Here is a 25397-nt window from a genome sequence, read left to right on the forward strand (position 1 = left end):
GCTGCTACTGCCAAAAATCCCGAAAACTCTCCACCAGATTTATCACCCTTTGACCACTCTATGTTTTGCTTATCGTAGGTTTTCTGCGGCCCCTAAAGCTACGGCATAGGCGGCCAATCGTTAGACAACACTAATATAGGGTTATTTTCCGGTAACGTACCCGGAAATTCTTAAAAAAATTACAAAGAAATACTTAGTTCCCCAATGGCACCGGTGTCCACAATAACACTCTTGATATTGTTATTCAACATGGTAAGCTCTGCTTGCTTACTTTTCACCTCCAGCTGGAATTGCTGCCCCTTCTTGATTTGGCGGGGAGTAAAAACCAGTTTTACCATCCGAGGATCCAGATCATTCGGTGCATCCAATTGCCTGACCGTAAGGCTGTCTACCGCTTTGCCATCAATAGTCATTATTACATTTATTTCCCTTGCAGCCGCATTGCCGATATTATGCACAATTGCGCTTACTTCAAATCCATCTTTCAATTTTGCTATTCTTACATCTCGTGAATGGATCGCAAGATCCGGCCTGGGCGAAACTGCGGCGGCGATGATCTCTACAGGCTCTACTATCAACAACAAGTTCTTTCCAGATGGGGTCAACAGCTCTATATCATTTACGGAGTCAGTTAACCGAACTTCTTTGGTGTATATTTCCTCATCCATGACGCCGTCACTATTTGTATCTGTACCGAGTATTACCTTGTATAACCCTGTGTGCAATTGCCAGGTACGTAGCCCGATCGTCTTTTCTTTCCCGAAATTATACAAAGACACTTTCAGGTTTTGCCTGTCGCCGGTTTGTACAAATACAGCCACATCATTGCCTGTGTTTTTCCATGAAGCCAGCAATGCCGGAAATTCATAACCCGCACCAAAGTGACCGGTATACATTCCCATCAGCAGATTAACGCCTGGTATATAAACACGGTCGGTAAATTTTACTTCGCTGGTCAACAGCGGGAAATTATAGCGAAGTGTTCCCAGTATTCTCTCCAACCCCTTAATGACGATTGCAGTATCTTTTGATAAAGTATATCGGTTAAATGGATGGCCGTATTCACTAAGCAGGGAATCATAATCAGAGGTATTCGTCAGTTGCTTTGCCATACCCAGCAACTTTCCCATCGGGTGCTGTACACTGTCACGATCCTTTCCGCCTTTCAATAATTGCATTCTTACCCAGTCGAGTGATCCCGGATTGAAAGTGTTGATGGTATCATTCCGCTTCTCACTCATTAGCTTCCTGTAGAAATTGACCGTTTGCAAAAACACCTTATCTCCGGTTATTCGATACATGCCCAGTAAATGATACTGCAGTTCATTCACGTGTCCCAGGTGATCCCAATCATAATATTCATACGTAAGCCCGGGCTCGTACCATTCTTTACTGTCCCCTCCTATCCGGTCTCCATTGAATCCTACCGCAGACGGCAATACACCCGCTGGTTTTCCATTCGAAGCACGGGCTGCATCCTCTATCCAGGACCTGCACCATTCATTAAACAACTTTATCAGTTCGGAATTATTCGTGTACCATGCAGCCCACAAACCGGGCAATACAGCTCTGGCATTGAGTGCCACATCAACACCAAACGGATATTGAGGAAGCACTGCAGAACCCGATAAGTAATATGATTTGAAATGACGATGCCCGTTTGCCGTAATCCCTGTCCATACATCTCTGAAATTCTGCATGCTGATCAGGCTTCTTTCTACATATTCGGGATCTCCATAATTTACAAGAAACATTCCGGGATGAGTATCACGGAATAGCTCTGCGGCATGCTCTACATCATCGATCCTTTTTGCAAAACCTCTTTCCAGAATGCCACTGTTCCAGACACCATCTGCCAGGCGCATATATCCCAGGCGGGCAAGGCTGTCATCAGCGCCCAATACTGCAGGTAGCCACCAGCGAAGTATCTCCACATCATCACCCCACTTTCCACCGATCTCGCCATTGTCCGCCTGCTTTTTGGTCACCCACCAGTGGATCACATCAAGCATCTGCTGCATTGATTCATGCTGATATCTTGCCCACAAAGGCGCATGGAGATCCGTGGCAGATGATATATTTTCATTGAGGATCTTTTCCCCGAGATACATACGAATGATCTGATCATCCGGATGCTTTTCTGCAAGCTTCCCGAATAAACGAAGTGCCTCCAGTTCATGCCCTGAATTATTATCCTCCTTATCAAGCCAGTAATAGATCCTTGCAAGTAAATACATCGCCTTTTCATACAACGGATCACCGGGATCTGCGGTAACCTGCTCCAACAGGTCTGCTGCGGCATACATTCTGTATATCAGACTGAAACCTGTTTGCCTGGAAGCCCAGGACCATCCACCACCATTGAAATAAGAACATGCAAGAAGATATTTATTGGCAATATCAAGCTGGTTGACCACGTCAATATCGGAACTGCCCTTTTCATGGTCATGCTGCAACTGATCACGGAATCGCATAACGGCAGCCGTATCCTGCTCGAGCACGGACTCAAAATTTATCTTTACCGGAGATGCAATTGGCCTGAATTCTATACCATATATTCCAACGCCAGTCCCGATTCCTTTAACGGTAATTTCAGTCTGGGCACTTTCAATATCAATCTTACGTCTCAATGTTCTGTAAGCAAGGCGGTACCATTGAGCCTGTAAGGTATCGCCTATCATCTGCCCGTTTACCGATACAGTCATCTTCATGGCAATGCTATCCTTATTCCCCACCGTTACTATAACAAAATATTCGCCCGCGGGAATATCGGCTTTGAATACAAGGCTATCCTTTGCAGATATGCCTGACCGCAAAACCTGGCTATGCAGTTTGGCATTAGCCGTGTCGAACGCTTCAGAAGGCTGACCAATCCATCCAAAGCCTTTTGACGTGTCATACAGTGAACGAGGGCCAACCCGGGTGTAACCATCCGCCACAGCAACATTCTCCGGGCCCATGTCAAAAAGGAAATTCCGTCCCGCATGTTTTTGACGGCAGGCGGACAATAATACAAATACTACAAATATTGAAATGATCTGCTTCAACAGTGCGTTTGATTTATGGGAGTTTAGCGATCTCGATTCCGGCAGTGATTACCGCACCCAGCCCTCTCGGATCGTTATCAATCGTTTTTCTGTCAAGATAGAATTGCTCATCCATGCCGATCTCTGTTCCCCGGCAAATGCCATGAACGACTCCGCTGTCATCAATTTTCGACGCCACAGCTTCCCAGGCTTTCAATGCGTTTTTTTTGAACGACTTATTTAACCAGCCTTTACGAACGCCTCTCGCCATAGCTAATGCGAACATCGCCGTACAGGAAGTTTCCCTATACGAATCAGGCCTGGTAAGTAGCTGATGCCAGAAGCCATCATCTGATTGATATTTTACAAGACTGGTCATATGCTGACGAAAAGCATCCAGTACTTTTTTATACGAAGGATGATCAGGAGGTAACCATTCTAGCAACTCCGCCGTAGCCCATGCCACCCATCCGTTGGCTCTTCCCCAATATGCAACGGACGGCTGATTGGTTTTACTGAACCATCCATGTTTATACAAACCAGTCTGTGCGTTGAGAAGATATTTCCGGAATTGTAACGCCTGCCGTACGGCATCTTCTGTGTATCGCTTATCATTTGTCACTTTTGCAATACGCAGCAAATAAGGTACGCTCATAAAGAGGTCATCAGCCCATACTGTAAATTCTTCCGGCTCCGGCCGGCAAAATGTACTGTCAGATAAACGGACCTGTCCGTGATAGATATAGTCAGTAAAAGGCTCAAGAAACCTGCCGGTCACACTATCCTTTTCAAGCAAATACAATCCGGCAAAAGAAAGAGCGGGAGCACCGGCATCATCCAGCATGCTTTTCCGGAAGATGCGATGATAACTTCCTCTCCATGCATTCAGTGAATCATACTGCCATTGCAGATAATTTAAATGATCAAGAATAAAGCTGGAATACTTTTTCGCAAAAGAAAGATACTGATCCGAACCAGTTTCCTGTTTCAAAGCAAGAATACTCCATACCATTGATCCATGCGAATACTGCCAGTCGGAATACGGATCACGCTGATAAGCCGCGCTGCTGTCTGTTACCAGTTCAGGCAACATACGTTGCGGGGCAGACTGCCAATTCACAAATCGGCTACCGTTTTCGTAGTAAGGCATTAATGGGAATGGCGCGGCGTCAGTTGCCCTGACCGGACCGGCATACATCCATGGTGCTGATGAAGAAGTAGTGAAGTTGACAGAAAGTTCCTGGTCACCTGCAGCCGTAACTGCGCGCAAAAACAGAACAGGTGCAGACGATCCCCTTGTATACTCGATCAGCATTTCGTTTTGCCCTTTTTTGAAAGGAACGCTGAAGTAGTGATCGAATGTAAATCTATTGTATGCAATTTCTTTGGGATTAGCCGTTTGTGCCTGGTGCTTATCGAAACATAATTGCCTGTTGACCCAAACCTTTATCCTGCCCGAACCAGACAGACCAAACCGGACCGTTGTATCTGCTTTCACTTCAACACTACGCAATGCCAGGGCATTACTGTTTGGCGCCAGAGATAGAAAACGGAGATCCAGCACCTGCATTCCCAATTCATCCTTCTGCGCCACCCATTTCCACTCAAAACGGGTGTCGGTAATAACCTTATCGGCAATTCTGCGCGACAAGCTCAGTGCATCCCTTTGCTGACCCAGTGCGGTCACACTGAAGGAAAGAAAGGACAAAAAGAAAAACAGGCGTCTCGTATGGTGTGGCAATCGCATCGTATTATTTTATTTCCTGGGCTTATCAACAATAATATTTACCGATCCTTTGTCTTTGATGAAGAACTGCTGGACCGGATAATACTGAAGACTATTCGTTATACTTCCATCCTTGCTTTCGCTGATATAGATCGGAGTTTTGGTATCGTTGTTCGTTTGTATATCCAATGCATTAAACGAAAACTGTTGTGTATTATTTACCACAATACCCGGACGGCTTTCCTTACCAGTTGTACGGATGGTGATATCGGACATCTTGATATCCTTTACGTGCCTTACAAAGAATCCATAAGAAGGCAATTTGCCAAACATTGTTCCTTCCGGATATTCCTCCTCCTTTTCTATAACAGGTTTGAATATATCAACCAATGAGTCACCTCCCTTTGTTTCCAGGCGAATATTTCTCAGCGAAATCCCTTCAAGTGGCGCACTGGCTATCCCTGTGATAGAACAGCCGATCTCATCGGCACTTGTTGCGATGATATTCGAAAGGTTGATATTGCGAACCCTTCCTTTGCCAGGTGCAGCCGCACTTGTCATGTACTTTCTGGCACGATTACCCAGACGAATAAAGATGGGAACGGTTGGTCCATCGATCACCACATTATCGATAGTGATATTCTCCATAATACCGCCATCCACTATTTCGAGAGCCAGACCACCCATCCCTGCTGGCTTACCGTAAATAGTACTGGTTTGTCCGGACGGTTTGATTACACAATTGCTCACCGTGACATTACGAAAACCTCCTGTAGATTCAGTTCCGAATTTTATACCATTGCAATGACTGCTGATCACGCAATTGGTAATGGTGATATTTTCAGAAATAAGTGGTGACGTACTTTTGATAGTGATCCCATCATCATCGGAATCACCAATAACATTAGAGATAGTTACATTTCTGCAACCATCAATATCCATCATATCATTATTCTTGTTAGAATGATTCCAGATCTTGATCCCATCGATCATCACAAATTCACATCCGAGATAATGCTGCATCCAGAAGGCGGAATTTCGAAGGCTGATCCCTTTTACGGAAACGTTCTTGCAACCGGCAAACCACAGTAGATAAGGCCTGTCGCGGTAGCGATCTGGCTTCTTGATCGTATTTACAACAAAGCTTCCACCCTGCCCATCAATCGTCCCGCTGCCTTCAATACCAACATTCTGCTGACCTTTGCAAAAGATCAGGGCCTGCCTTGCCCATTCTTCCCCATAAAAATGTATACCTGATTCCTGGTAGGGATATCGTTTTGTGTCGGTATGACCCAATACGGTAGCATTGGAAGAAACGTGCAGCGTCACATTTGATTTTAATACAACCGTCGCTGTAAGGAATTTCCCTCCCGGGAAATATACTTTTCCGCCTGTCTTCGCACATTCATCAATTGCTTTTTGAATAGCCACGGTATTGTCTGTTGAACCATCGCCAATAGCTCCGTAAGAAGTTACGTCATACAACTGAGCATTGACACTGCTTGTGATCAGTACAACAGCAACCGTTAAAAATAAAGATGTGAGGGAACGCGTCATCATTCGTCTGTTACTTGTTTAAAGAATATTTTTTCAGTTTATCCTGCAGCCAAACTGCAGAATCCAGGTAAGCTTTTTTTAGGTCGGGGATACCGGTCTCAGCACCTCCGATATCCAGTCCGAAATTTCCACGAAATCCCACCGCCTGCAGTGCTTCAAAAAAACTATTCCAGGCAATCTCTCCGTCACCGGCAGCTAAATGCTCCACTCTGTTTCCTCCGTTATCCGATATATGAATATAGCTGATCTTTTCAGCAGCACGCAATACGGAAAGAGGAAGATTGTCGCGGAAGTAAAATTGGTTGGCAGTATCCATGTTAAAATACAGGTTCTCCCTGCTCACACCATTGGCAAAGTTCAGAAATGAATCAGCTGTGGTGATCAGGCTGCCCTCGCATGGATGCATATGATAAACAAGCTGATAATGCGCAGCAATATCACAGGCCTCCCCGAATGTCTCAAATAGATCCCGCTCATATTTCTCCCATTTGAACCCTTTCGGTAAATGAAGATGATTCAGCAGCTCTTCGTTATAATGCCGCTGTATCGGAGCATTTTCAGGATATTCAAAGGGAAGCAAAGGCCCATTATCCAGTACACCTGCTGCGCCAAGAGCATTTGCAACCTCACAACCTTTTTTGAAATAAGAAAGACTCTCTGCTCTTTTTGCGGGATCAATTGACCCAAGTTGAGGAAGAACAAGACATAGCACCGGCAATTCACAACCGCTCTCCGCTAACGTATCCTTTATCTGCTGTTGATTATTGAAAAGATAATCGATATTAGCTGGCCCGATGCCTTCAAGTTCGATCGAACGAAAACCCATGGCCGCCATTTCCCTGATATGCGCAACTGTATGCGTGATATCCGGAGGATATCCATAGAGTGTGATGGGATATAAATACGCGCAGGTGATCTGCGGGGGGAACAATTGCATGCTCATACAGCTTTCGTTAAACAATGATAAAGTCGAAAATAAGGGATTTTACGGGTACGTACACGTTTTTTCTGTCCGATATAAATTTTCACATTTCTTTATTGAATCACCGAGAGACGGTACACGAGCTCAGATGCCTGATCTACAACACCTGCGGGCACTTCCAGCACTAAGGCACATGCCTTGAATGCGGGATATGGCGCCCAGTAATTTTGAGGCTGGTCACATGCTGTCAGTCGCGCATTTCCCGATATCAGGCTGAACTTCCATTTTTTCGGACCAGCAGATAACATCACCGTTCTTTCATCCATTGTTTCTATTTTCATCCCCCCATCCAATACAAATGGTTCGATGATCTTTATCACGGGCCATGCGTCGTGATAGATGAGTTGAACAGTTTTTTGAATGGATGTATCAGTAAATACATAATTCATCCGATACCCCACTCCACCGGTGAGCCAATTCTTATCCTTTAGTTCTCCTGCCGCATCAATACTGTATTGCCTGCCACTAACGGAGTCTATACGTAGTCGCGCATCAAATTCAAAGAGGTTTGTAAAGTAACCCGCCGTATCCTCATACTCGATTCGTGATGTAAGAGGTCTGACTCCGGGTGCTTCCGGAAAACTCATGGGTTCCGGCCTGGTGTAGATCGTCGGACTTGAAGCCTGAAGAAATCCATGTCCCTTTGCCCATAAATGACTGATCGTTCCTCCGTCAGGGCGAAACATATACTTCCCTTTCGAACCGGCCAACTGATCTTTATACCGGTAAGCTGTTATCGTTGCCATGAAATTCTTTGTTCTTACTTCCACTACGTCAAGTGTGGGAAAATGCTTTAACCATCTTTCCTGCTGGGATGGTATTGGATGCAGCGAACGAACTTCCCTTGTTTCAAACATATACGCCATTGCCAGGTTTTTCGCTTTCGCAAAACTCGGATAGATACAGGGTGGTTTGTTATAAACCTCAGCATACTGCGGTCCATATCCAAGAAGATCACCTGTAAAATTCTTCCGGAGGAACTGGAGGTTAAGATAAGCGGCAGTGGCATATCTCGGATCTTCGTCTGCAAGTAAACTGAACAATACCTGGCACCCATCCGAAGTTGCACTGCCGTACCCGGTCCATTTATTTGACCGGATGCCCCATGATGCGTCAAGCGAACCATCCGGATAGATAAAGTATAAATGATTTTTCAGCGCAAATTTGACTTTCCCATATACCAATTCATCTTTAGTAAGCTTTGCATACAGCGCCAATCCCCACAGAGACATTTCCATATTGTATGCAAGATCAACACCCATCTTGTTGCCATGGCTTTTCCCTCCTTCCCCATTCAGAAAACCGTCCTCGTCTATCTTACTGATCGTTCTTCGTGCCAGTTGATGGGCTTTGAGGGTGAAAGCTGGTTTGGACAAAATGATACCGGCTTTTGCCAGTGTTGCCGTAGTGGTGGCAACATAGTTGATACTGGCAAACTCCGGGCGCATAACGCTATCCAGGTAGGCTGCTGCACGCTGCATCACGTTTACCCATTTTTGCTTTTCGGCGGAAGAAAACTGGTGCGAAAGTTTTTCGTAAGACAACAGTAACATCAATAGCTGATCAGTGGTTGTACCGGTCCATTCTTCCGGGGTTTCTTTCCAGCTACCGTTTGATTCCTGCTGGCGGAACAGCCAATGGGCCGCGTTCAGCGCAGCCTGTTTGTAACGTTCTTCTTTGGTAATGATATATGCAGTTGTAAACGGATAAACAGTTTCCGCGGCACGGGTGTGCCATACATTACAATGCGCGCATGCTATACCGCCAAAGTTACGATCCGCACTGTCTGTCATTTGCCTTTTCAACAGGGCATCAGACAGCTTGAGCAGCGTTTGCGCATATTCTTTTTTAATGGGAATGGTTTGTGCTACAACAGCACTCATGCTGGTTGCACAAAACAGGAGAAAGAAAGCAGATCGTTTTGCCATTTTACAGAATGGCTGCAGGTATTGCCGTTGAATCATGAACCTTTAAATTAGTTTTCTGTTTCAACCGCAATCCCAACATTTCTCCGGAACAATCTCAATTGCGGTAAAACTGGTAATTTTCTTTTGTGATGATATCAATAGGCATAAGGTAATTTTTCTCTATAGTATTGGAATAAACAAGGTGCTGAAATAACGTCATTACTCCACGATATCCCTGCTCTTGTGGTTTTTCGCAGATCAGAAAATCAATTGATCCGTCTTTAAGAAATTCCACATTGTCTTTTGTGAAATCATACCCCAATAAAAGAACATTTTCTAACCCGGCCTTACGGAGATATTTTGCCACAACTGATACCCTTGAGTTGGTCACAAATATTGCTCCTATATCATTTTCTTTTTTTATCAGTTGATCAAGTTTTTTTGCTACTGCTGCATAGTCGGTCTGCTTCGAGTCCAGTGTCAGGATCTTATTCTGAATTTTGTTATCAGAGAAATATGCTCTGAACCCATCCTCCTTCCTGAGAATAGCGTAGTTATTATCGATCTCGCGGGCAATCTTTACCACCAGTACTTTCTGTGTTTTTGCAACGCAGTAATTAACCAGTTGGGCAGCAAGATATCCGCTATGAAAGATCTCTGCACCGATGTAACATAAAGAGTCATAACCTGGAATATCAGAGTTGATCATCACATACGGAATTCCTTTCTTTTTACAATCCTCCGTGAGCACCAATGACTCTTCAGGAAAGATGGGTGTAAACAAAATCCCGTCTGGCTTTTGACGAATGATCTTCTTCACCTGTTTGTCAAACGAACTTTCATCATTCTGATCAAAAAAATATCGTTCTATTTCGATTCCGTATTGTTTTATTTCGGCTTCGGCCTGATTGATCCCATCAAGTGGGGCCTGCCAGAATTCTGTTTCGCCAGAAATATTAGGAAGCAACACAGCAAGCCGTATGGTTCCCCGTGAGGCCAATGCCAATCGTCTTGCCAATACGTTCGGCTGATAGTTCAGCTTCTGAATAATGGCCTGTATCTTATTTTTTGTTTTCTCAGAAACGCCTTCCCTGTTATGTATCACCCTGTCTACCGTCGCTATGGATACTTTGGCCAGCCGGGCTATTTCTTTAACGCCCGCAGCCGATTTATCAGTACTTTTCTTCATAAAGGTTTAAATGCTAGTAAACAAATCTATTGAATTATTCAGGCACTTCATAGATTCAGCCTGTAAACCTTTATATAGTATGGCTTGGGTTGGCCGGAAATAAATATTTACCATTAGTTCTTCGCATCGGTATTCCTTACATCTCTGTCTCCCGTATGATCAAATCCTCGGTCTCTTTCAAACCGGATCATTTCCTCAGGGCGGAAATTGTTGATGAAAGCCCGGCGCCTCAGATCAGTACTGTTTCCCCTGCTATAATGAAGCGTCCCTCCATGATGCCAGACGCAGGATCCGGCCTTTATTTCTATCGCAACACCTTCAGATTCCTGCGCATCACACTCCAGTGCGCCACCACCTTTTCCCGCCGGACGGTGCGCCCTGACAGGAAGAAGGTGAGAACCGGGTACGTACCACATACAGCCGTTGTCTTTAATGGCATCATCCAGCGCAACCCAGCAACTGGCAGCCCGCACATCTGGCATACTGATCCAGTAAGCGCAATCCTGGTGCCAGGGCGTAGGCGTTACTGAATGAGGAGCCTTATCGATCAGCATATCAAAATCCAGCTCCATATCATTGCCAAGCAACTGTTTAGCAATCTGCCTCGTTTCCCTATGCAAGGCTTTTTCAAGCAATGAAGGCATCAGCCTCGAAGGCAACATGATCTGCGTGATCCTCTCCTTTGGCACCGGCTTATCTCCTTCCACAAAACCGCCAAGATCAGAACGGAACCTCCCCGCATCGATCTTATTCTCCAGGAACTCCTCATATACCGAGCGATAATAACTGATATCTTCAGCTGACAAAATATTATCCACTACCACATAGCCATTACGATTGAAAAAGTCGACCTGCTCTTCGGTGATGTTCATACGAGTGATTTTGATTCTTTTCAAAACTAGTATTGTATCTTCAGGAAATCTTTCAATATTATACACCAGTACTATCTTATACAACGAGAACTCAATGAAAAAAAAACAACCCGTCGAAAGAGATATCATCGACTTCCGCAGATCAGGCTGGAATGATATTATGCTACTTGGTAAATACAATTACAAACAGGCTCACGAAGAACTGCCACCACACTCACACAGACAAACGCTTGAGATATGTTACTGCAGTAAAGGTGAACAGATCTATGAAGTGAACGGTACTCTTTACAAGATTAAAGGAGGCGATCTTTTTGTAACCTTCCCCGGAGAAGTACATAGCACAGGAAAATATCCCGAAGAGAAAGGTGAGCTATACTGGATGATGATCCGCATTCCAACCGGAAAAACAAAACAATCGTTCCTGCAATATGATCTTACCCTGGCGTCGGAATGGCATAAAAGGCTGCTAAACTTACCCAGACATTTTCGGGGCAACAATCATCTCCGGCTTTTACTCGAAGAGATCTTCCGCGTACATAAATCCGCTAAAACCGCATTGCGGCAAATCGAACTTCGTCATTCCATTGCTTCATTCCTGCTTGAAGTCATTTCCGCAGCGCGCACACCTGTATTATCAAGACAAACAGGGCGAATGGAAAAAATAGACTCCTTCATTAAAGAAAAGATAGACGAACCCGTCGTACTGGATGAAGTGGCTAAACTTGTTGGTCTCTCCCTTTCAAGGTTCAAAGCCTGGTTCAAAGAAGAAACCGGGACTACACCGCTTGACTATGTACTAAAATATAAGATCCGTACAGCCTGCGAATGGCTAAGCAAGCCTGATAGATCCATAGCAGACATCGCATTTGAAACAGGCTTTCAAAACCAACAGTACTTCTCCACTGTTTTCAAAAAATACATGGGAATGAGCCCGGGTGAATACAGGAAAGATGCAAACATTCACTAGCAGGAAGCCTGTGACTTAAAAACCGTTCTTACTTCTCCATACTCCTATTTAATAAAGTTGAGCAGCGGCAGCGAAGGAATTTTCTTTAGTTCCCTGATCACGATCGAAGCGTTCAGCTCAGCACCGGCTTTGTCAGTATGTGTATGATCTGCCGGAAAAAAAGCTTTCACTTTTTCGGCTCCCAGCAATTCATACTCAGTTGCAATGATATCATTCAGATCAATGAATAAACACTGTTCTTCTTTCGCAACTTCCTTCGCCCACTTTGCATAGCCGTCTGTTGAGCGGCTTACTTTACCTTCTTTCCAGTTATCACGCGGAACAGGAGAACACACTATAGGAATTGCCCCTTTCGCTTTTGCTTCATGAATGTATTTGCGCATATACCACCCATATGTATGCACTGTCTCATCTTTCCTGGTGATCGGATTATAAATATCTTTTGACTCTTCGCCAATTCCCTGGATAGTACCACGGGCACGGGCTGTATCATCCAGCGGACCTGCATCGTTATGTCCGAACTGCATGATCACATAATCGCCCTTCTTCAATACAGCAGTGATCCGTTCCCACCGGCCTTCGGTAATAAAAGTCCTGCTGCTTCGGCCACCGATAGCCTGGTTACTTACAGAAAGCTTTGTCGTATCAAAATACCCGGCAATAAAACTCCCCCAGCCCCATTGTTGATTTTTTCCACTGCCATCACCATTTCTTACGGTGGAATCTCCTATGATATAAAAGACAGGCTTGTCATTTGTCAGCATTGCAAAGGAACAGCAGATCAGCAATGCTGCTGCTAAACAGGCAAATAATCTATTCATCATTTCACTTTTTTATCTTTTGAAATTACAGGCTTTATTATTGAAATAAATGGCACCGGTGGACTCTTCATCCCTTCTCCAAAAAAGAAACCTGTATGCGGCGGTTGATTATATGCAACATTCTGCCAGGCGATGCTGAGACGGTATTGCGGATCATGCATCAGTGTATAGAACTTTTTATCTGTTGGAATGCTCGTTGAAAAGATCCGTAATTCTTTATTGTCTGAGGAACGATAGATCACTTCTTCGCGCCAGTCGCCAATTATATCGGCCGAAAGTACCGGGTTTGCCTTTGTACCATTATTGCTCACACAATTAAAATCAGCCGCATCGAGAAGCTTCGTTATTTTTTCTTCCTGGTAATTCCATTTCTCGACGTGGGTGCCGTTCAGGATTTCACTTAACACATCTCCATCCCAGAAGATCCCCATATTGCAGGCGGGCGTCTTCTCTCCGATCTTATTACCCTTGCAATCAAAAAGACCGGTGATGCCCGCGCCAGCAACCCAGCATTCATAACCGGGATATCGGGGATCTATGTCAAGGGCGAGTCCCCGGCCCGGACCTTCGCCATCCTCTCCTGCTTTTACAGATGCCTTCTTCCAGATCACCTCTCCTGAACGTGCGTCACGAAAATTTGCGCCCGCATCATCAAATCGTTCCTGTATGTCGAAGACCTCCAACCCCGGCCTCGAAGGATCAAGGTCGGACACATGCAGCGCATCACCATGACCGAGGCCTGTTGTATAAAGGCCTTTCCCATTATCATCGATCGTCATTGCTCCGAATACAATTTCATCTTTTCCATCTTCATCCACATCCGCAATGGTAAGATTATGATTTCCCTGGCCACGGAACGCTCTGTTTGTTGCAGGATTATCGCTGTCGAATGTCCACAGATGCTGCAGCTTTTTATTCCGGAAATTAAAGGCAGCCAGGATCGATCTTGTATAGTACCCCCGGGTCATGACCAGGCTGGGTGTTTTCCCATCCAGGTAGGCGATGGCCGCAAGAAAGCGATCCATGCGATTCCCGTAACCATCCCCCCAAACCTCTTTCAATTGTTCTGTCGTTGGTGTTAATGACGAATCAGATCTTGGGGGAATATATGCGATGGTATGTAAAGCCTCCCCGGTCAACCCATCAAACACGGTAAGATATTCCGGACCTGAAAGAATATACCCGTTATTATTTCGCCAGTCTTTTGTAGAATCTCCGATAACGTTTCCCTTGCCATCAATCGTTCCGTCACCTGTCTTCATTGCTACTTCAGCACGTCCATCACCATCGAGATCATATACCATGAATTGTGTATAGTGCGCTCCTTCACGGATATTTTTGCCAAGATTGATGGCCCACAATAAAGTTCCATCCATCCGGTAAGCCTGCAATACCGGAGGGTCAGTAAAACCAGACTGGCTGTTATCCTTGCCTTTGCCTGCCTGGTGTAATATGATCTCATATTGTCCGTCTCCATCCAGGTCTCCAACGCTCGCATCATTCGGCGCATATCCGGCAGGAGTTTTTAACGGAATAGAAAAATAAGGTTTATTGCCAGGCTGCAACACAAAACTCCGGCTGGTCTCAATTTCCCTCCCCCTGTCAAATACTTTTACAAAGAAAGCGAGCTGGCTGATCGTATCGGGTTCATCATAACTAAAACCTGTAACAGCCTTGATCCTGTCTTTGTTAAGTTTTTGCGGATCTCCATTTGCTTTAGCACGATAAACATCAAAGCTCAGTGTGGAAGATTCAGTTCCTGAAAGTCTCCAGCTAACGAAGACCTGGCCATTCATATTTCGTACAGCCACCACTCCCCTGTCGAGGAACTCCATTCGCCTTTGGGAAAACGAATAAAAAGAAGTGAACAGGATCAATAAAGTGAAGAGGCATTTATTGAATACATTCATAACAAGCAAGAAAATTAATGGACAAAATACAACGCCCTGAAAGCCTGCCTGTCCTGTGGCATCCTGACTCTCTGAACATAACCGTTTTTCTTCCGGTTATACTTAGTGACGTTGCAAGGTCAGTGCGATCAAACCGATGAGCACATCTTTTGCAACAGCTTTGATGGTAATACTTTTCAACTCCCTGCTGTCATCCAACGGAAGGTCAAGAACGGTTGCGGCTCCACCATCTACAGCCCTGTTTGTAAATCCTTTGATCGAAGTGTAGTTCGCAAATGAATCCGTGATCACCCCTGTTTTCAGGTGAACCCTGAGCGGAACGGGAGCATTAGTCCTGAACGCAAAATCATCATTAAAAAGATCCTGTTCGATCGGCCACCAGTTCTCCGGATTTTTTAAGAACAGCGTGGAGGTGGTGCCATCAGTGTACCTGACTTGAACTGTTCCATTTAACATCTGGCTTTGCATGGGGTTGGTAGTTCCAGCCATCAGCAAATAAGCCTGTTTAGCTTTTCCCTTTAATGGTATAGTGGCTGAATCCGGAAAATTATCCCAGGTAGACACAAACGAGATATTATGTCGGTTCGTGTCAGCCTGGTAGGAAAAAGGAATTCCCTGGGGTAATAAGATCTCACCGGACACAGCGGACAATTTCCTCAAACCTGAATCACTGATCTCCGGTTGTATCATCGGATAAGCCCAATTGCCTATTCCCTGTACCGGCAACTGAAGGGTCGTCACAGCAGGACGCGGAGATAGATACTGATGCCTGAAAATGTTGGTCACCCGGTCATTGTGCACAGCGGCTATGTCTATTTTTTCAAATGAAACATTTGTCGCTTTATTCTCCCAACACTGGATTATAGTTTCAACCGAAACTTTATCACTGGTAAATCTGATCAGATTAGATCCGCTTTTAAATTTCGATAATGGATAACGGAATGAAACTTCCGATTGGTGCGGATCAAGCTGAACAGGATCTCCGGGTTGTCCATTTATAAAAAGCTGCCCGTTCACGACTCCCTTTCCATAGCGCCATAATCTCACTTCAATTACGGAGTCACGCCTCCCGGCGCTGATGGATAGCGGTTTCGCTACAAAGAATTTCACCGGTTCAAAGTACTCCGCATCTTCACGCTTCATTTTAATGAAAATTTCATTTTGTCCATCAGCCGCTGCCTTGATCTTTAAACTATTCCTGTTGATTATTGTCAGATTTTCAGATCCGGGCCCTTGTCCGCCGATGTCAGCGGATCTGTTGCCAGCATACAATTTTATCGTATCTCCTTCCAGGTAGAACGGCTGATCAGTATTGATCACTGGTACACGATTTTTTTTCCAGGTAACATTTATCTTGTACTCCACATTTTGCGGAAGGTTGATTATCACGACCGGTGACCCGATCGCTTTTGCATCATAGGACCATTTCACCTGCCTGCCATTCACTTCAACTTTGGCAACCAGTTTTCTTCCCGTACTCAACCGCAGGGACAAATTCATCTTTCGGGGAAAATCCGGCCGGATATAATATTCATCCTTTCCCACTGTGCGGTTTATACTGAACGAAATATCCGGAGTTTCAATAAGCGCATTTTTCCAATCTTCAGGCAATCCGGGTGAAACAACGAGCGTATCATGTAGCGCGTCAGGATTCACGCCAAACAATCCTTCCACAAGGCTTCTTGCCGTCATTGCGACCGGATCTGCAAAGTCACGGTATAACTCTCCCCTCATCGCATCATAAAAAGAAAGCTGTTGAAAATTTCCGGGACTGGCACCCAGGTACATGCTTTCAACCAGGGAAGACTTCCACAATGCAAATGCTTTTTCACTGTTCCCTCCCTGCCAGTAAGCAAGAGATGTATGCATCAGTTCTGCCAATGCAACGTTATTTAGCGACCATGTGTACGGTTGCCAGTTACTTGTAGCAAGCGTAAACAGGGTCGTGTCGTTTAATCCATTTGCCCGGACCGGGATATGCGGAATATGCTGATCAATGTAATGAAGCAGTTGGCGCTGGATCATTGGATCCCCGACTTTTGAATCTATCGTATGATAGATCGTCCATAAACCCGGTGAGGGATGCAGTAATTGCCCACCAAGCAGATCCTTGTATTCCGCAAATACCTTCCGGTCGGCAACCCATAATTTTGAGTGCATTACCTGCAATATCTTTTGGGCCTCTGCTTCATATATGGCACCATCTATTTTCAGGATCCTGGCAATTTCTGCCGCCATCCTGTTCGCTTTATAATTGTATGCCGAACTATGAGTAACGCCCCCACCACTGTATTGAAGTGCATCACTCGCCCAGATGGCAGCATATGCATCATACAGCCCATCTCCATCTGCATCGAAGTTTCTTTTTTCCCACGCAAGATGACGTTCCAGCAAAGGCCACATTTTACGCGCGTATGCTGTATCTCCCGTCCATTGAAGATGATTCAGTAATTGATCTGTGAATACAAGATTCATATCATAGTGATGCGGCCGAAGATCACCGTTAGGGTTTCTGCTGATGTATCCATTGCTGAACATAGACGTCCCCATCTTTTCCAATCCCCTCGCAAGATGCAGCGCTGTATCCATTACCACCGGGCCAGATAAAGGCTTCGTTACCTGGGAAAGTGCATAGCTGTTAAAATGCAGTTTGGCGCGATCATGCCATCCCAGCGCATCGGCTACATAAGCACCACGCCAGCCGTTCAGCCGCATGCGCCAGGCTACCGCGCCATGCATGTAGGACGGAGATTCCCAGATCGCATCAGCGGCCATACTCAGCGCGCCACCGAGTGTATTGATGAAGGGGTCAGGAGTGTCGATGCGAACCCGCTCTGACATCCTGCGCCTTTCCGACTCAGCTTTTACAAATAATCCTGGTAGTTGAGAATAACTATCAGTGATCGCATCCAGATGCTGTAGAAAGAAATAGTAAACGCTATCGCTCTTCAATACGATAGTTGAAGAAAGAAAGGAACTGTCGATGCGTACAGATGGCTGAAGGGAAGATGGAGAGACCTGCCTGCCGGGATCGTTCAATGCAAAAACCGCATGGGTTGGAAATAATCCGTGAACAGACTTCGGAGCGGCTTTCTGGCCTACTGAATCATTCATCCTGACACCATACGTTGCAGAGAACTTGTTTGACTGAATGGCGAATATATTGTTACAGTATGCAGGTTTCAGGTCAAAAGAAGACTCAGGGTCTGCACCGATATCTCCATCCCGGGAAAACTTGCGCCCGGTCACGCCACCAAACGCGGTAAGTAATGTCACACCGTCCGGAATACCAGTTGTTTCCAGTTTCACAATAACAGCCTCCCTGTCAAATAAAGGAAGTACGGTTAATCCGATCTTTCCTTTCCCTAGCAATGGATCACTGATTGAATAGATCATTGATCCCGGGCGATACCTCGTTTCTATTTTATTGGCATTGATCAGCCATTTACTCCTGTCCCCGCTGATCAGCCCGAATTTGAGATTACCACCCATTCCCGGCAGATACAAAGCAAACTCGGGGAGATCGCCCGCTTCCACACGAAAGGCCGTATTGCTTCCATACAATGCACGATTAAACCTTCGCTGCGGATCAACGCAAAGAAAATCCCCATGATCAGGCACATAATGTATTTTTCGCTGGATACCATGCCATACCGATGTGGCTTCTTGTGTATAAGACAACACTGGCGCAAGACAGATCAACGCAGCAATCAATCGTGTAATTTTCATGTACTGAAAGATACTAAAAGAGACACGAGCGCCAAGCGGTGCTCGCAAAACTAAAAAACGCCCATAAATGGGCGTTCAACTATTCTTCCAAAACATTATTAGGACAACCTGCCTATGCAGACCTTCAGGCTTTCTTTCCAGCCGGGAGGTTCGATTGCATACTTTGTATTGATCTTTGAAAGATCCATTGCAGAATACGATGGCCTTTTCGCGGGAGTCGGATACGCACTGCTTGGTATCGGTTTCACCACGCAATTACTTCCGGAAATCTCTTTTATCGCCTCCGCGAATTGAAACCAGCTGATCACTCCGGCATTGCTGTAATGATAGATTCCCGGATACCAGTTTCCTGAAGATATGATCTGCAGAATGGCTTTTGCCAGATCAGCCGCATACGTTGGCGACCCTACCTGATCACTGACCACACTGATCTCAGGCTTCTCGCTCATCAACCGCAACATCGTCTTAACGAAATTCTTACCAAACTCCGAATACACCCAGGAAGTCCGGATGATCACGGACTGATCATTATTTTCGACAGCGCTCTCTTCTCCGGCTAATTTTGATGCACCATATACACCTTGCGGATCCGTCGGAGCATCTGCCGGATAGGGGACTGTGGCCTGACCATCAAAAACGTAATCAGTCGAAATATGTACGAACCGCGTGTTATACTTTCTACTCGCCGCAGCAAGATTTCCAGGACCCGTACCATTCACAGCAAAAGCATTATCACGGTCTGTTTCGGCCTTATCAACAGCAGTATAAGCGGCGCAATTGATACAATATTGCGGAGCATGCTTATCAAAAATTGTATTTACTGAAGCAGCATCATCAATAGCCAGATCTTCTCTCGTGAGAAAGATAAAATCAAACACAGCAAACTCATCGCTGAGCGTCTGAAGCTCTTTACCAAGCTGACCATTAGCACCCGTTACGAGAATCTTTTGCTTTACTACCATGTTGGCTAAAATGTGAAGTTATGCTTGCAATCAGCGAGATTAGGCTGCTTTTGATCTTTTTCAGAAACGATAGCCTTATCTGAAGGTATCTTCCAGTCGATGTTCAATGCCGGATCGCCATAAAATACGCCTCCGTCACTTTCCTTGTTATAAAGCGAATCACATTTATAAAACACTTCAGCCCTTTCGCTTAATACAGAAAATCCATGAGCAAATCCCTGCGGTATAAGCAACTGTTTTTTGTTTTCACCTGAAAGCTCTATTGAAAACACTTTCCCATAAGTGGGAGAGCCTGTTCTGATATCAACAGCAACGTCCAGTATCGTGCCACTCAGCACCCGCACAAGTTTGGTTTGCGCATGGGGCAACAATTGAAAATGCAGACCGCGGATCACACCATAGCTGGATGACGACTGATTATCCTGGACAAATCTGTATTCAATACCCTGGGCAGAAAACGTGTCTGCATTGTAGGCTTCAAAGAAGTAACCCCGGCTATCTTCAAACACCTTCGGTTCGAAGACCAGCAACCCGGAAATTCCTGTTTCAATAAACGGCATAGATTATAAGCTCCAATAAGTTCTGTTAGTAATTTTATTTCTGAAAATACCTTTCAGGTCAGCGATCATTGCATCTTCTTTCGTGATGCCGGAAAAATAGTCTTCCCCAAGTGAGAGATACGACGCATGAGGGACGGTTACGATGACCGCATCATAAGATGATCCTGTTTTTTCCGCCAGTCTGAAACCGTATTCATGATACAATTCATCTGAATCAGCATAAGGGTCTTCTACATCCACATTCACATAAAATGCTTTTAATGCTTTCACCACATCTGCTACTTTCGAGTTACGGATATCACTCACGTTCTCTTTGAATGTAGCACCTTTTACCAGCACTTTTGCATCTTTTACATTACCGACGGTTTTGATGAGATGCTGAACAACATTTTTAGCAACATAATTAGCCATATCATCATTGATGGTGCGGCCTGCCAGTATCACTTGTGACTTATATCCAAGTTCATTGGCTTTATGGGTGAGATAGTATGGATCAACTCCGATGCAATGCCCCCCGACAAGGCCCGGCTGGAATTTCAGAAAGTTCCACTTTGTACCTGCTGCTTCCAGTACTTCAAAAGTGTTGATCCCCATTTTATTGAAGATGATCGAAAGCTCATTCATCAATGCAATGTTCAGATCCCGCTGAGTATTCTCAATGATCTTGGCAGCTTCCGCTACTTTGATGGATGAAGCTTTATGAATTCCGGCTTTCACCACCAATTCATAGACTCCCGCAATCACATCAAGAGACTCCTGATCACAACCAGAAACAACTTTTACAATGGAAGAAAGTGTATGATTTTTATCGCCGGGATTGATCCTCTCCGGTGAGTAACCTAGTTTAAAATCTTTTATGTTTTTCAACCCGGACAGCTTCTCAATCACCGGAAGACAATCTTCTTCTGTACATCCCGGATATACCGTTGATTCGAATACAACGTAATCGCCCTTACTGATCACTTTGCCAATTGTCTCAGACGCACGAAGTACGGGCGTCAGATCAGGCACTTTATGCTCATCAACCGGAGTAGGGACGGCGGCAATGTAAAATGAAGCTTCTTTCAATACTTCCAGGGAATCTGTGAAAGTAATATCGCAGCCATCGAACGCCTCTTTTTCCAACTCATTGCTGGGGTCTATCCCCTGCTTCATAAGCGCAACCCGGTTGGAGTTGATATCGAATCCAATGACGGAAACCTTCCGCGCAAGTTCCAGAGCAATGGGCAGACCTACATATCCCAGCCCTATCACTGCAAGTTTTTTCTTTTTATCTATTAATTCCTGAAGCATAATAATCGGTTGGCTGGCTAATTCGTTTTGTGCGGTATAATATAAACCGCAGAGAAAGTATTACGCAAGATCCTGTCTGCTGCGTTCTTTCTCTGCGGTTTTAACTTCAGTTATCCTAATTTCAGTGACCGTTTATTTGTTGCTCACAAACTCTTTAGGTTGCTTTTTCCATTCCTCTTCCGGTAAAGATTTGAAATAATCATACGTGATCTTCAAACCTTCACTTCTGCTCACTTTCGGCTCCCAGTTAAGTATACTTTTTGCCTTGGAGATATCCGGCTTTCTTTGCTTGGGATCATCAACAGGCAATGGTTTGTAAGCGATCTTCACTTTATCACCAGTCAGCGCAAGGATCTCTTCTGCAAAATCTTTCAGAGAAATCTCGTTCGGGTTACCAATGTTCACCGGCAATTTATAATCGCTCAGCAGAAGACGGTAAATTCCTTCAACAAGATCATCAACATAGCAGAAGCTGCGTGTTTGCGACCCATCACCAAATACGGTCATGTCTTCTCCGCGGAGAGCCTGACCGATGAACGCAGGTAGTGCACGACCGTCATTCAATCGCATTCTCGGCCCATAAGTATTAAAGATCCTGACGATCCTTGTTTCTACTCCATGGAAGCTGTTATAGGCCATAGTGATAGATTCCATGTACCGCTTAGCTTCATCATACACGCCACGCGGACCCACGGGATTTACATTACCCCAGTACTCCTCTGTTTGCGGATGCACCAATGGATCGCCATAGACCTCACTTGTAGAAGCTACCAGGATACGCGCCCCTTTTGCTTTCGCCAGACCCAGGCAGTTGTGTGTCCCCATCGCCCCAACTTTCAATGTCTGGATCGGTATTTTAAGATAGTCGATCGGGCTTGCTGGTGACGCGAAGTGCATGATATAATCCAGCTGACCTGGTATATGAATGAACTTGGTTACATCATGATGATAAAACTCAAACTGAGGCAGTTTGAACAGATGTTCAATATTGCGCAGGTCTCCCGTGATCAGGTTATCCATCGCAATCACAGAATGTCCTTCTTTGATAAAACGGTCGCAAAGGTGTGACCCAAGAAATCCTGCCGCACCGGTAACGAGTACTCTTTTTGACATATATCGCAATTAGTTATTTAATGATCGAAGGAGCTCTGCCTATGCTCTCATAGTGAAATCCGAGTTCACGGATCGCAGACACTTCAAAGAGATTACGGCCGTCGAAAATTGTTTTGTTCTTTAATGTTGATACGATCTTCAGGAAGTCAGGAGTTCTGAACTCATTCCATTCCGTCGCGATGATCAACGCATCTGCACCCTGCAAAGCTGCATACTGGTTCTCTGCATAAGTGATCTTGTCGCCAATGGTTTTCTTCACATTGTTCATTGCTTCAGGATCAAACGCTGTTACAGTGGCTCCTTCAGCAGTCAGCGCATCGATCATGTACAATGCCGGTGCTTCACGGATATCATCTGTATTAGGTTTGAAAGCGAGTCCCCACAGCGCAAAGTGCTTGCCTTTGAGGTCTCCTTTGAAGTAATTCTTGATCTTTGGGAACAGGTGAAGTTTCTGCGTTTCGTTCACTTCCATTACTGCATTCAGGATCTTGAAATCGTATTTCACTTCGTTGGAAGATTTTACGAGCGCCTGAACATCTTTAGGAAAACAGCTTCCGCCATATCCGATACCGGGGAACAGGAAGCGCTTGCCAATACGATCATCACTGCCAACACCGCGGCGGACCATGTCCACATCAGCACCCAGTAATTCGCAAAGGCGGGCAACTTCATTCATGAAAGAGATCTTCGTTGCCAGGAATGAGTTTGCTGCATATTTAGTTAACTCCGCAGAACGCTCATCCATAAAGATCACTGGATTACCCTGACGTACAAATGGAGCATACAGATCACCCATCAGCTTTTTAGCTTTTTCGGAACTTGTTCCGATCACAACCCGGTCAGGTTTCATGAAGTCATCAACGGCAACTCCTTCTCTGAGGAATTCCGGGTTTGACACAACATCAAAAGCTCCTGTCAGGTTAACACCTGCTTTCTTTGCACTCTCCAGTATCGCAGCATTTACTTTTTCTGCCGTACCAACCGGAACGGTACTCTTGTCAATGATCACCTTGTAATCATCTGTCTTCAGCAAAGTACCCAACTGGCTTGCTACACCGAGTATATATTTCAGGTCAGCGGACCCATCTTCCCCGGGAGGCGTAGGAAGAGCAAGGAAAATGATCGAAGCGTCTTTAATTCCGGCCGCCAGATCAGTGGTAAAATGAAGACGATCTTCCTTGAGGTTTCTCAAAAAAAGTTTCTCAAGACCCGGTTCATAGATGGTGATCTCCCCGTTTGTTAGTTTGTTGACTTTTGTACTGTCAATGTCTACGCAGGTTACGGTATTGCCGGTTTCAGCAAAACAGGTTCCGGTTACTAGACCAACGTATCCGGTTCCTACTACAGCGATTTTCATGAATGCGTGTTGATTATTGGTTAAGGTTGTTAATTATTCAAATACTCCAGCACTTTACTGCTGATAAATGTTAGCTGCTCTTCATCCAGCTCTGTGTGCATTGGCAATGAGATCACCCGCTCCGTCAGCCAGTCTGTGACAGGCAGCAACTGCGAAGCAACATTGAATTGCTCGAACATCTTCTGCTTATGTCCCGGTACAGGATAATAGATCATGGATGGGATTTTATGCCCCGCCAGGAACGTGTTAAGCCCGTCTCTGAATGCCGCCACATCAGGCTTTCCATTATCAAGCAATATCGTATACTGGTGAAACACATGCCGGGAGTAGGATGCCCTGAATGGGGTGGTTACCACTGAATGGCCCGACAATGCATTGTCATAGAAATCTGCAGCTGATCGCCTGGCGCCGATATATTCGTCCAGGTGTTTCAGCTTGATATCCAGGATGGCAGCCTGGATGGTATCCAGGCGACTGTTGCATCCTACCACATCGTGATAGTACCTCCGGCTTTGGCCGTGATTTGCAACCATTTTCATCCGATCTGCCAACGCGTCATCGTTAGTAAATATTGCACCGCCATCCCCGAAAGCGCCCAAATTTTTTGAAGGATAGAAGGAAGTGCAGCCGATATGACCGATCGATCCGGCCTTTTGCGTTTTTCCGTCACTGAACGTATAATTACTACCGATCGCCTGCGCATTGTCTTCAATCACCCATAACTTATGCTTTTCAGCGATCTTCATGATCTCTTCCATCGGCGCCACATGACCATACAAATGAACCGGCACGATGGCTTTCGTTTTAGGCGTGATCGCCTTTTCAAGCGCAGCCGGATCCATGCAGAAGGTTTTAGGATCCACTTCAACAAAAACAGGTTTCAATCTTAATAGCGCGATCACTTCCGTAGTGGCGATATACGTGAACGAAGGAGTGATCACCTCATCACCCGGCTGAAGATCCAGTGCCATCATGGCGATTTGCAATGCATCAGTGCCATTCGCACAGGGGATCGTGTGCTTCACGCCCATATAGGCAGACAGATTACTGCAAAAATCCTGCACCGGCTTCCCATTGATGAAAGCTGAACTTTCCATTACCTGCAAAACCGCCTTGTCTACTTCTGTTTTGATTTTTTGATACTGAGTCTGGGTATCAACCATTTGGATAGGCCGCATAAATAAGTCTTTGGAGGGTACAATAACAAGTTCACTTTGCCAGTTCGCAACCACTCAGCTCCGCACCTCGTCACAAAGTGCCGCAAAAATAGTAAAATACGGGATGTTTCACAGTTTGACTTTACATTTGCCGGAATTGGATGAGCGAATGGTTGTCCGTTGATGGTTGTCCGTTGACCGATAACAACTTAGATCACGCAATTTCCGCTGAAGCGCCCTTTTTGGGTATTTTGATTTCAGAAGGGAAA

At 45.2% G+C, this 25397-nt stretch carries 17 protein-coding genes; 1 reads left to right on the forward strand and 16 read right to left on the reverse strand.

All coding sequences use genetic code 11. The annotated features are described in order from the left end of the window. Nucleotides 1-179: 179 nt before the first annotated feature. The 7 genes from LZZ85_RS16350 to LZZ85_RS16380 all read right to left on the reverse strand — a co-directional run bounded on the left by LZZ85_RS16350 (nt 180) and on the right by LZZ85_RS16380 (nt 11259). Complete coding sequence (locus LZZ85_RS16350; RefSeq protein WP_237874270.1) at nt 180-3047, reverse strand: CARDB domain-containing protein; 2868 nt, start codon at nt 3045-3047, stop codon at nt 180-182. A gap of 13 nt (nt 3048-3060) precedes the next feature. Further along, on the reverse strand, nt 3061-4773 hold the full coding sequence (locus tag LZZ85_RS16355) for a glycoside hydrolase family 88/105 protein (protein ID WP_237874272.1): 1713 nt from the start codon (nt 4771-4773) through the stop codon (nt 3061-3063). 9 nt (nt 4774-4782) lie between these two features. Next, nucleotides 4783-6312: a glycoside hydrolase family 28 protein gene (locus LZZ85_RS16360; RefSeq protein WP_237874280.1), complete on the reverse strand. Its 1530-nt coding sequence runs from the start codon at nt 6310-6312 to the stop codon at nt 4783-4785. Between the two features lie 7 nt (nt 6313-6319). Beyond that, the gene (locus tag LZZ85_RS16365; RefSeq protein WP_237874282.1) at nt 6320-7252 is read right to left on the reverse strand and encodes a sugar phosphate isomerase/epimerase family protein; all 933 of its coding nucleotides are present in this window, start codon (nt 7250-7252) and stop codon (nt 6320-6322) included. A gap of 92 nt (nt 7253-7344) precedes the next feature. Continuing rightward, on the reverse strand, nt 7345-9255 hold the full coding sequence (locus LZZ85_RS16370; RefSeq protein ID WP_237874284.1) for an ulvan lysase-like protein: 1911 nt from the start codon (nt 9253-9255) through the stop codon (nt 7345-7347). A gap of 58 nt (nt 9256-9313) precedes the next feature. Beyond that, the gene (locus LZZ85_RS16375) at nt 9314-10387 is read right to left on the reverse strand and encodes a LacI family DNA-binding transcriptional regulator (protein ID WP_237874286.1); all 1074 of its coding nucleotides are present in this window, start codon (nt 10385-10387) and stop codon (nt 9314-9316) included. 113 nt (nt 10388-10500) lie between these two features. Beyond that, nucleotides 10501-11259 (reverse strand): phytanoyl-CoA dioxygenase family protein, encoded by a 759-nt coding sequence (locus LZZ85_RS16380; protein WP_237874294.1) that lies wholly within the window; start codon nt 11257-11259, stop codon nt 10501-10503. A 94-nt stretch (nt 11260-11353) separates the two neighbouring features. On the opposite strand from LZZ85_RS16380, the gene LZZ85_RS16385 reads away from it, so the two are divergent. Then, nucleotides 11354-12226 carry an AraC family transcriptional regulator gene (locus tag LZZ85_RS16385; RefSeq protein ID WP_237874296.1) on the forward strand — a complete coding sequence of 291 codons (873 nt, stop codon included), beginning with the start codon at nt 11354-11356 and terminating at the stop codon, nt 12224-12226. A gap of 44 nt (nt 12227-12270) precedes the next feature. On the opposite strand, the gene LZZ85_RS16390 is transcribed toward LZZ85_RS16385, so the two are convergent. From LZZ85_RS16390 to LZZ85_RS16430, 9 genes are all read right to left on the reverse strand, one after another. Beyond that, complete coding sequence (locus tag LZZ85_RS16390) at nt 12271-13050, reverse strand: rhamnogalacturonan acetylesterase (RefSeq protein ID WP_237874298.1); 780 nt, start codon at nt 13048-13050, stop codon at nt 12271-12273. Next, nucleotides 13047-14957 carry a rhamnogalacturonan lyase gene (locus LZZ85_RS16395; protein ID WP_237874300.1) on the reverse strand — a complete coding sequence of 637 codons (1911 nt, stop codon included), beginning with the start codon at nt 14955-14957 and terminating at the stop codon, nt 13047-13049. The genes LZZ85_RS16390 and LZZ85_RS16395 overlap by 4 nt, the downstream gene beginning before the upstream one ends. 102 nt (nt 14958-15059) lie before the next feature. Next, a complete protein-coding gene (locus LZZ85_RS16400; protein WP_237874302.1) occupies nt 15060-18686 on the reverse strand; it encodes a DUF4450 domain-containing protein in 3627 nt (1208 codons plus the stop codon). Between the two features lie 98 nt (nt 18687-18784). After that, nucleotides 18785-19648: a dTDP-4-dehydrorhamnose reductase gene (gene rfbD, locus LZZ85_RS16405; RefSeq protein ID WP_237874309.1), complete on the reverse strand. Its 864-nt coding sequence runs from the start codon at nt 19646-19648 to the stop codon at nt 18785-18787. A 5-nt stretch (nt 19649-19653) separates the two neighbouring features. Next, nucleotides 19654-20208 (reverse strand): dTDP-4-dehydrorhamnose 3,5-epimerase, encoded by a 555-nt coding sequence (gene rfbC / locus LZZ85_RS16410; RefSeq protein WP_237874311.1) that lies wholly within the window; start codon nt 20206-20208, stop codon nt 19654-19656. A 3-nt stretch (nt 20209-20211) separates the two neighbouring features. Beyond that, nucleotides 20212-21501, reverse strand: coding sequence for a nucleotide sugar dehydrogenase (locus LZZ85_RS16415; RefSeq protein ID WP_237874319.1), 1290 nt, complete (start codon nt 21499-21501; stop codon nt 20212-20214). A 132-nt stretch (nt 21502-21633) separates the two neighbouring features. After that, nucleotides 21634-22614, reverse strand: a complete 981-nt coding sequence (locus LZZ85_RS16420) for a UDP-glucuronic acid decarboxylase family protein (protein ID WP_237874326.1) — start codon at nt 22612-22614, stop codon at nt 21634-21636. 13 nt (nt 22615-22627) lie between these two features. After that, nucleotides 22628-23971, reverse strand: coding sequence for a UDP-glucose dehydrogenase family protein (locus LZZ85_RS16425; RefSeq protein ID WP_237874328.1), 1344 nt, complete (start codon nt 23969-23971; stop codon nt 22628-22630). Between the two features lie 29 nt (nt 23972-24000). Beyond that, a complete protein-coding gene (locus LZZ85_RS16430; protein ID WP_237874329.1) occupies nt 24001-25149 on the reverse strand; it encodes a DegT/DnrJ/EryC1/StrS family aminotransferase in 1149 nt (382 codons plus the stop codon). Between the last annotated feature and the right edge of the window lie 248 nt (nt 25150-25397).

This window comes from Terrimonas ginsenosidimutans, from assembly GCF_022012415.1.
Lineage (GTDB): Bacteria > Bacteroidota > Bacteroidia > Chitinophagales > Chitinophagaceae > Terrimonas_A > Terrimonas_A ginsenosidimutans.

Bases quoted from the DNA above. Each gene is read 5' to 3' on its own strand.
- LZZ85_RS16355 (WP_237874272.1), bottom strand. From the start codon at position 4,773: ATGCGATTGCCACACCATACGAGACGCCTGTTTTTCTTTTTGTCCTTT.
- LZZ85_RS16360 (WP_237874280.1), bottom strand. From the start codon at position 6,312: ATGATGACGCGTTCCCTCACATCTTTATTTTTAACGGTTGCTGTTGTA.
- LZZ85_RS16365 (WP_237874282.1), bottom strand. From the start codon at position 7,252: ATGAGCATGCAATTGTTCCCCCCGCAGATCACCTGCGCGTATTTATAT.
- LZZ85_RS16370 (WP_237874284.1), bottom strand. From the start codon at position 9,255: ATGATTCAACGGCAATACCTGCAGCCATTCTGTAAAATGGCAAAACGA.
- LZZ85_RS16375 (WP_237874286.1), bottom strand. From the start codon at position 10,387: ATGAAGAAAAGTACTGATAAATCGGCTGCGGGCGTTAAAGAAATAGCC.
- LZZ85_RS16380 (WP_237874294.1), bottom strand. From the start codon at position 11,259: ATGAACATCACCGAAGAGCAGGTCGACTTTTTCAATCGTAATGGCTAT.
- LZZ85_RS16385 (WP_237874296.1), top strand. From the start codon at position 11,354: ATGAAAAAAAAACAACCCGTCGAAAGAGATATCATCGACTTCCGCAGA.
- LZZ85_RS16390 (WP_237874298.1), bottom strand. From the start codon at position 13,050: ATGATGAATAGATTATTTGCCTGTTTAGCAGCAGCATTGCTGATCTGC.
- LZZ85_RS16395 (WP_237874300.1), bottom strand. From the start codon at position 14,957: ATGAATGTATTCAATAAATGCCTCTTCACTTTATTGATCCTGTTCACT.
- LZZ85_RS16400 (WP_237874302.1), bottom strand. From the start codon at position 18,686: ATGAAAATTACACGATTGATTGCTGCGTTGATCTGTCTTGCGCCAGTG.
- rfbD (WP_237874309.1), bottom strand. From the start codon at position 19,648: ATGGTAGTAAAGCAAAAGATTCTCGTAACGGGTGCTAATGGTCAGCTT.
- rfbC (WP_237874311.1), bottom strand. From the start codon at position 20,208: ATGCCGTTTATTGAAACAGGAATTTCCGGGTTGCTGGTCTTCGAACCG.
- LZZ85_RS16415 (WP_237874319.1), bottom strand. From the start codon at position 21,501: ATGCTTCAGGAATTAATAGATAAAAAGAAAAAACTTGCAGTGATAGGG.
- LZZ85_RS16420 (WP_237874326.1), bottom strand. From the start codon at position 22,614: ATGTCAAAAAGAGTACTCGTTACCGGTGCGGCAGGATTTCTTGGGTCA.
- LZZ85_RS16425 (WP_237874328.1), bottom strand. From the start codon at position 23,971: ATGAAAATCGCTGTAGTAGGAACCGGATACGTTGGTCTAGTAACCGGA.
- LZZ85_RS16430 (WP_237874329.1), bottom strand. From the start codon at position 25,149: ATGCGGCCTATCCAAATGGTTGATACCCAGACTCAGTATCAAAAAATC.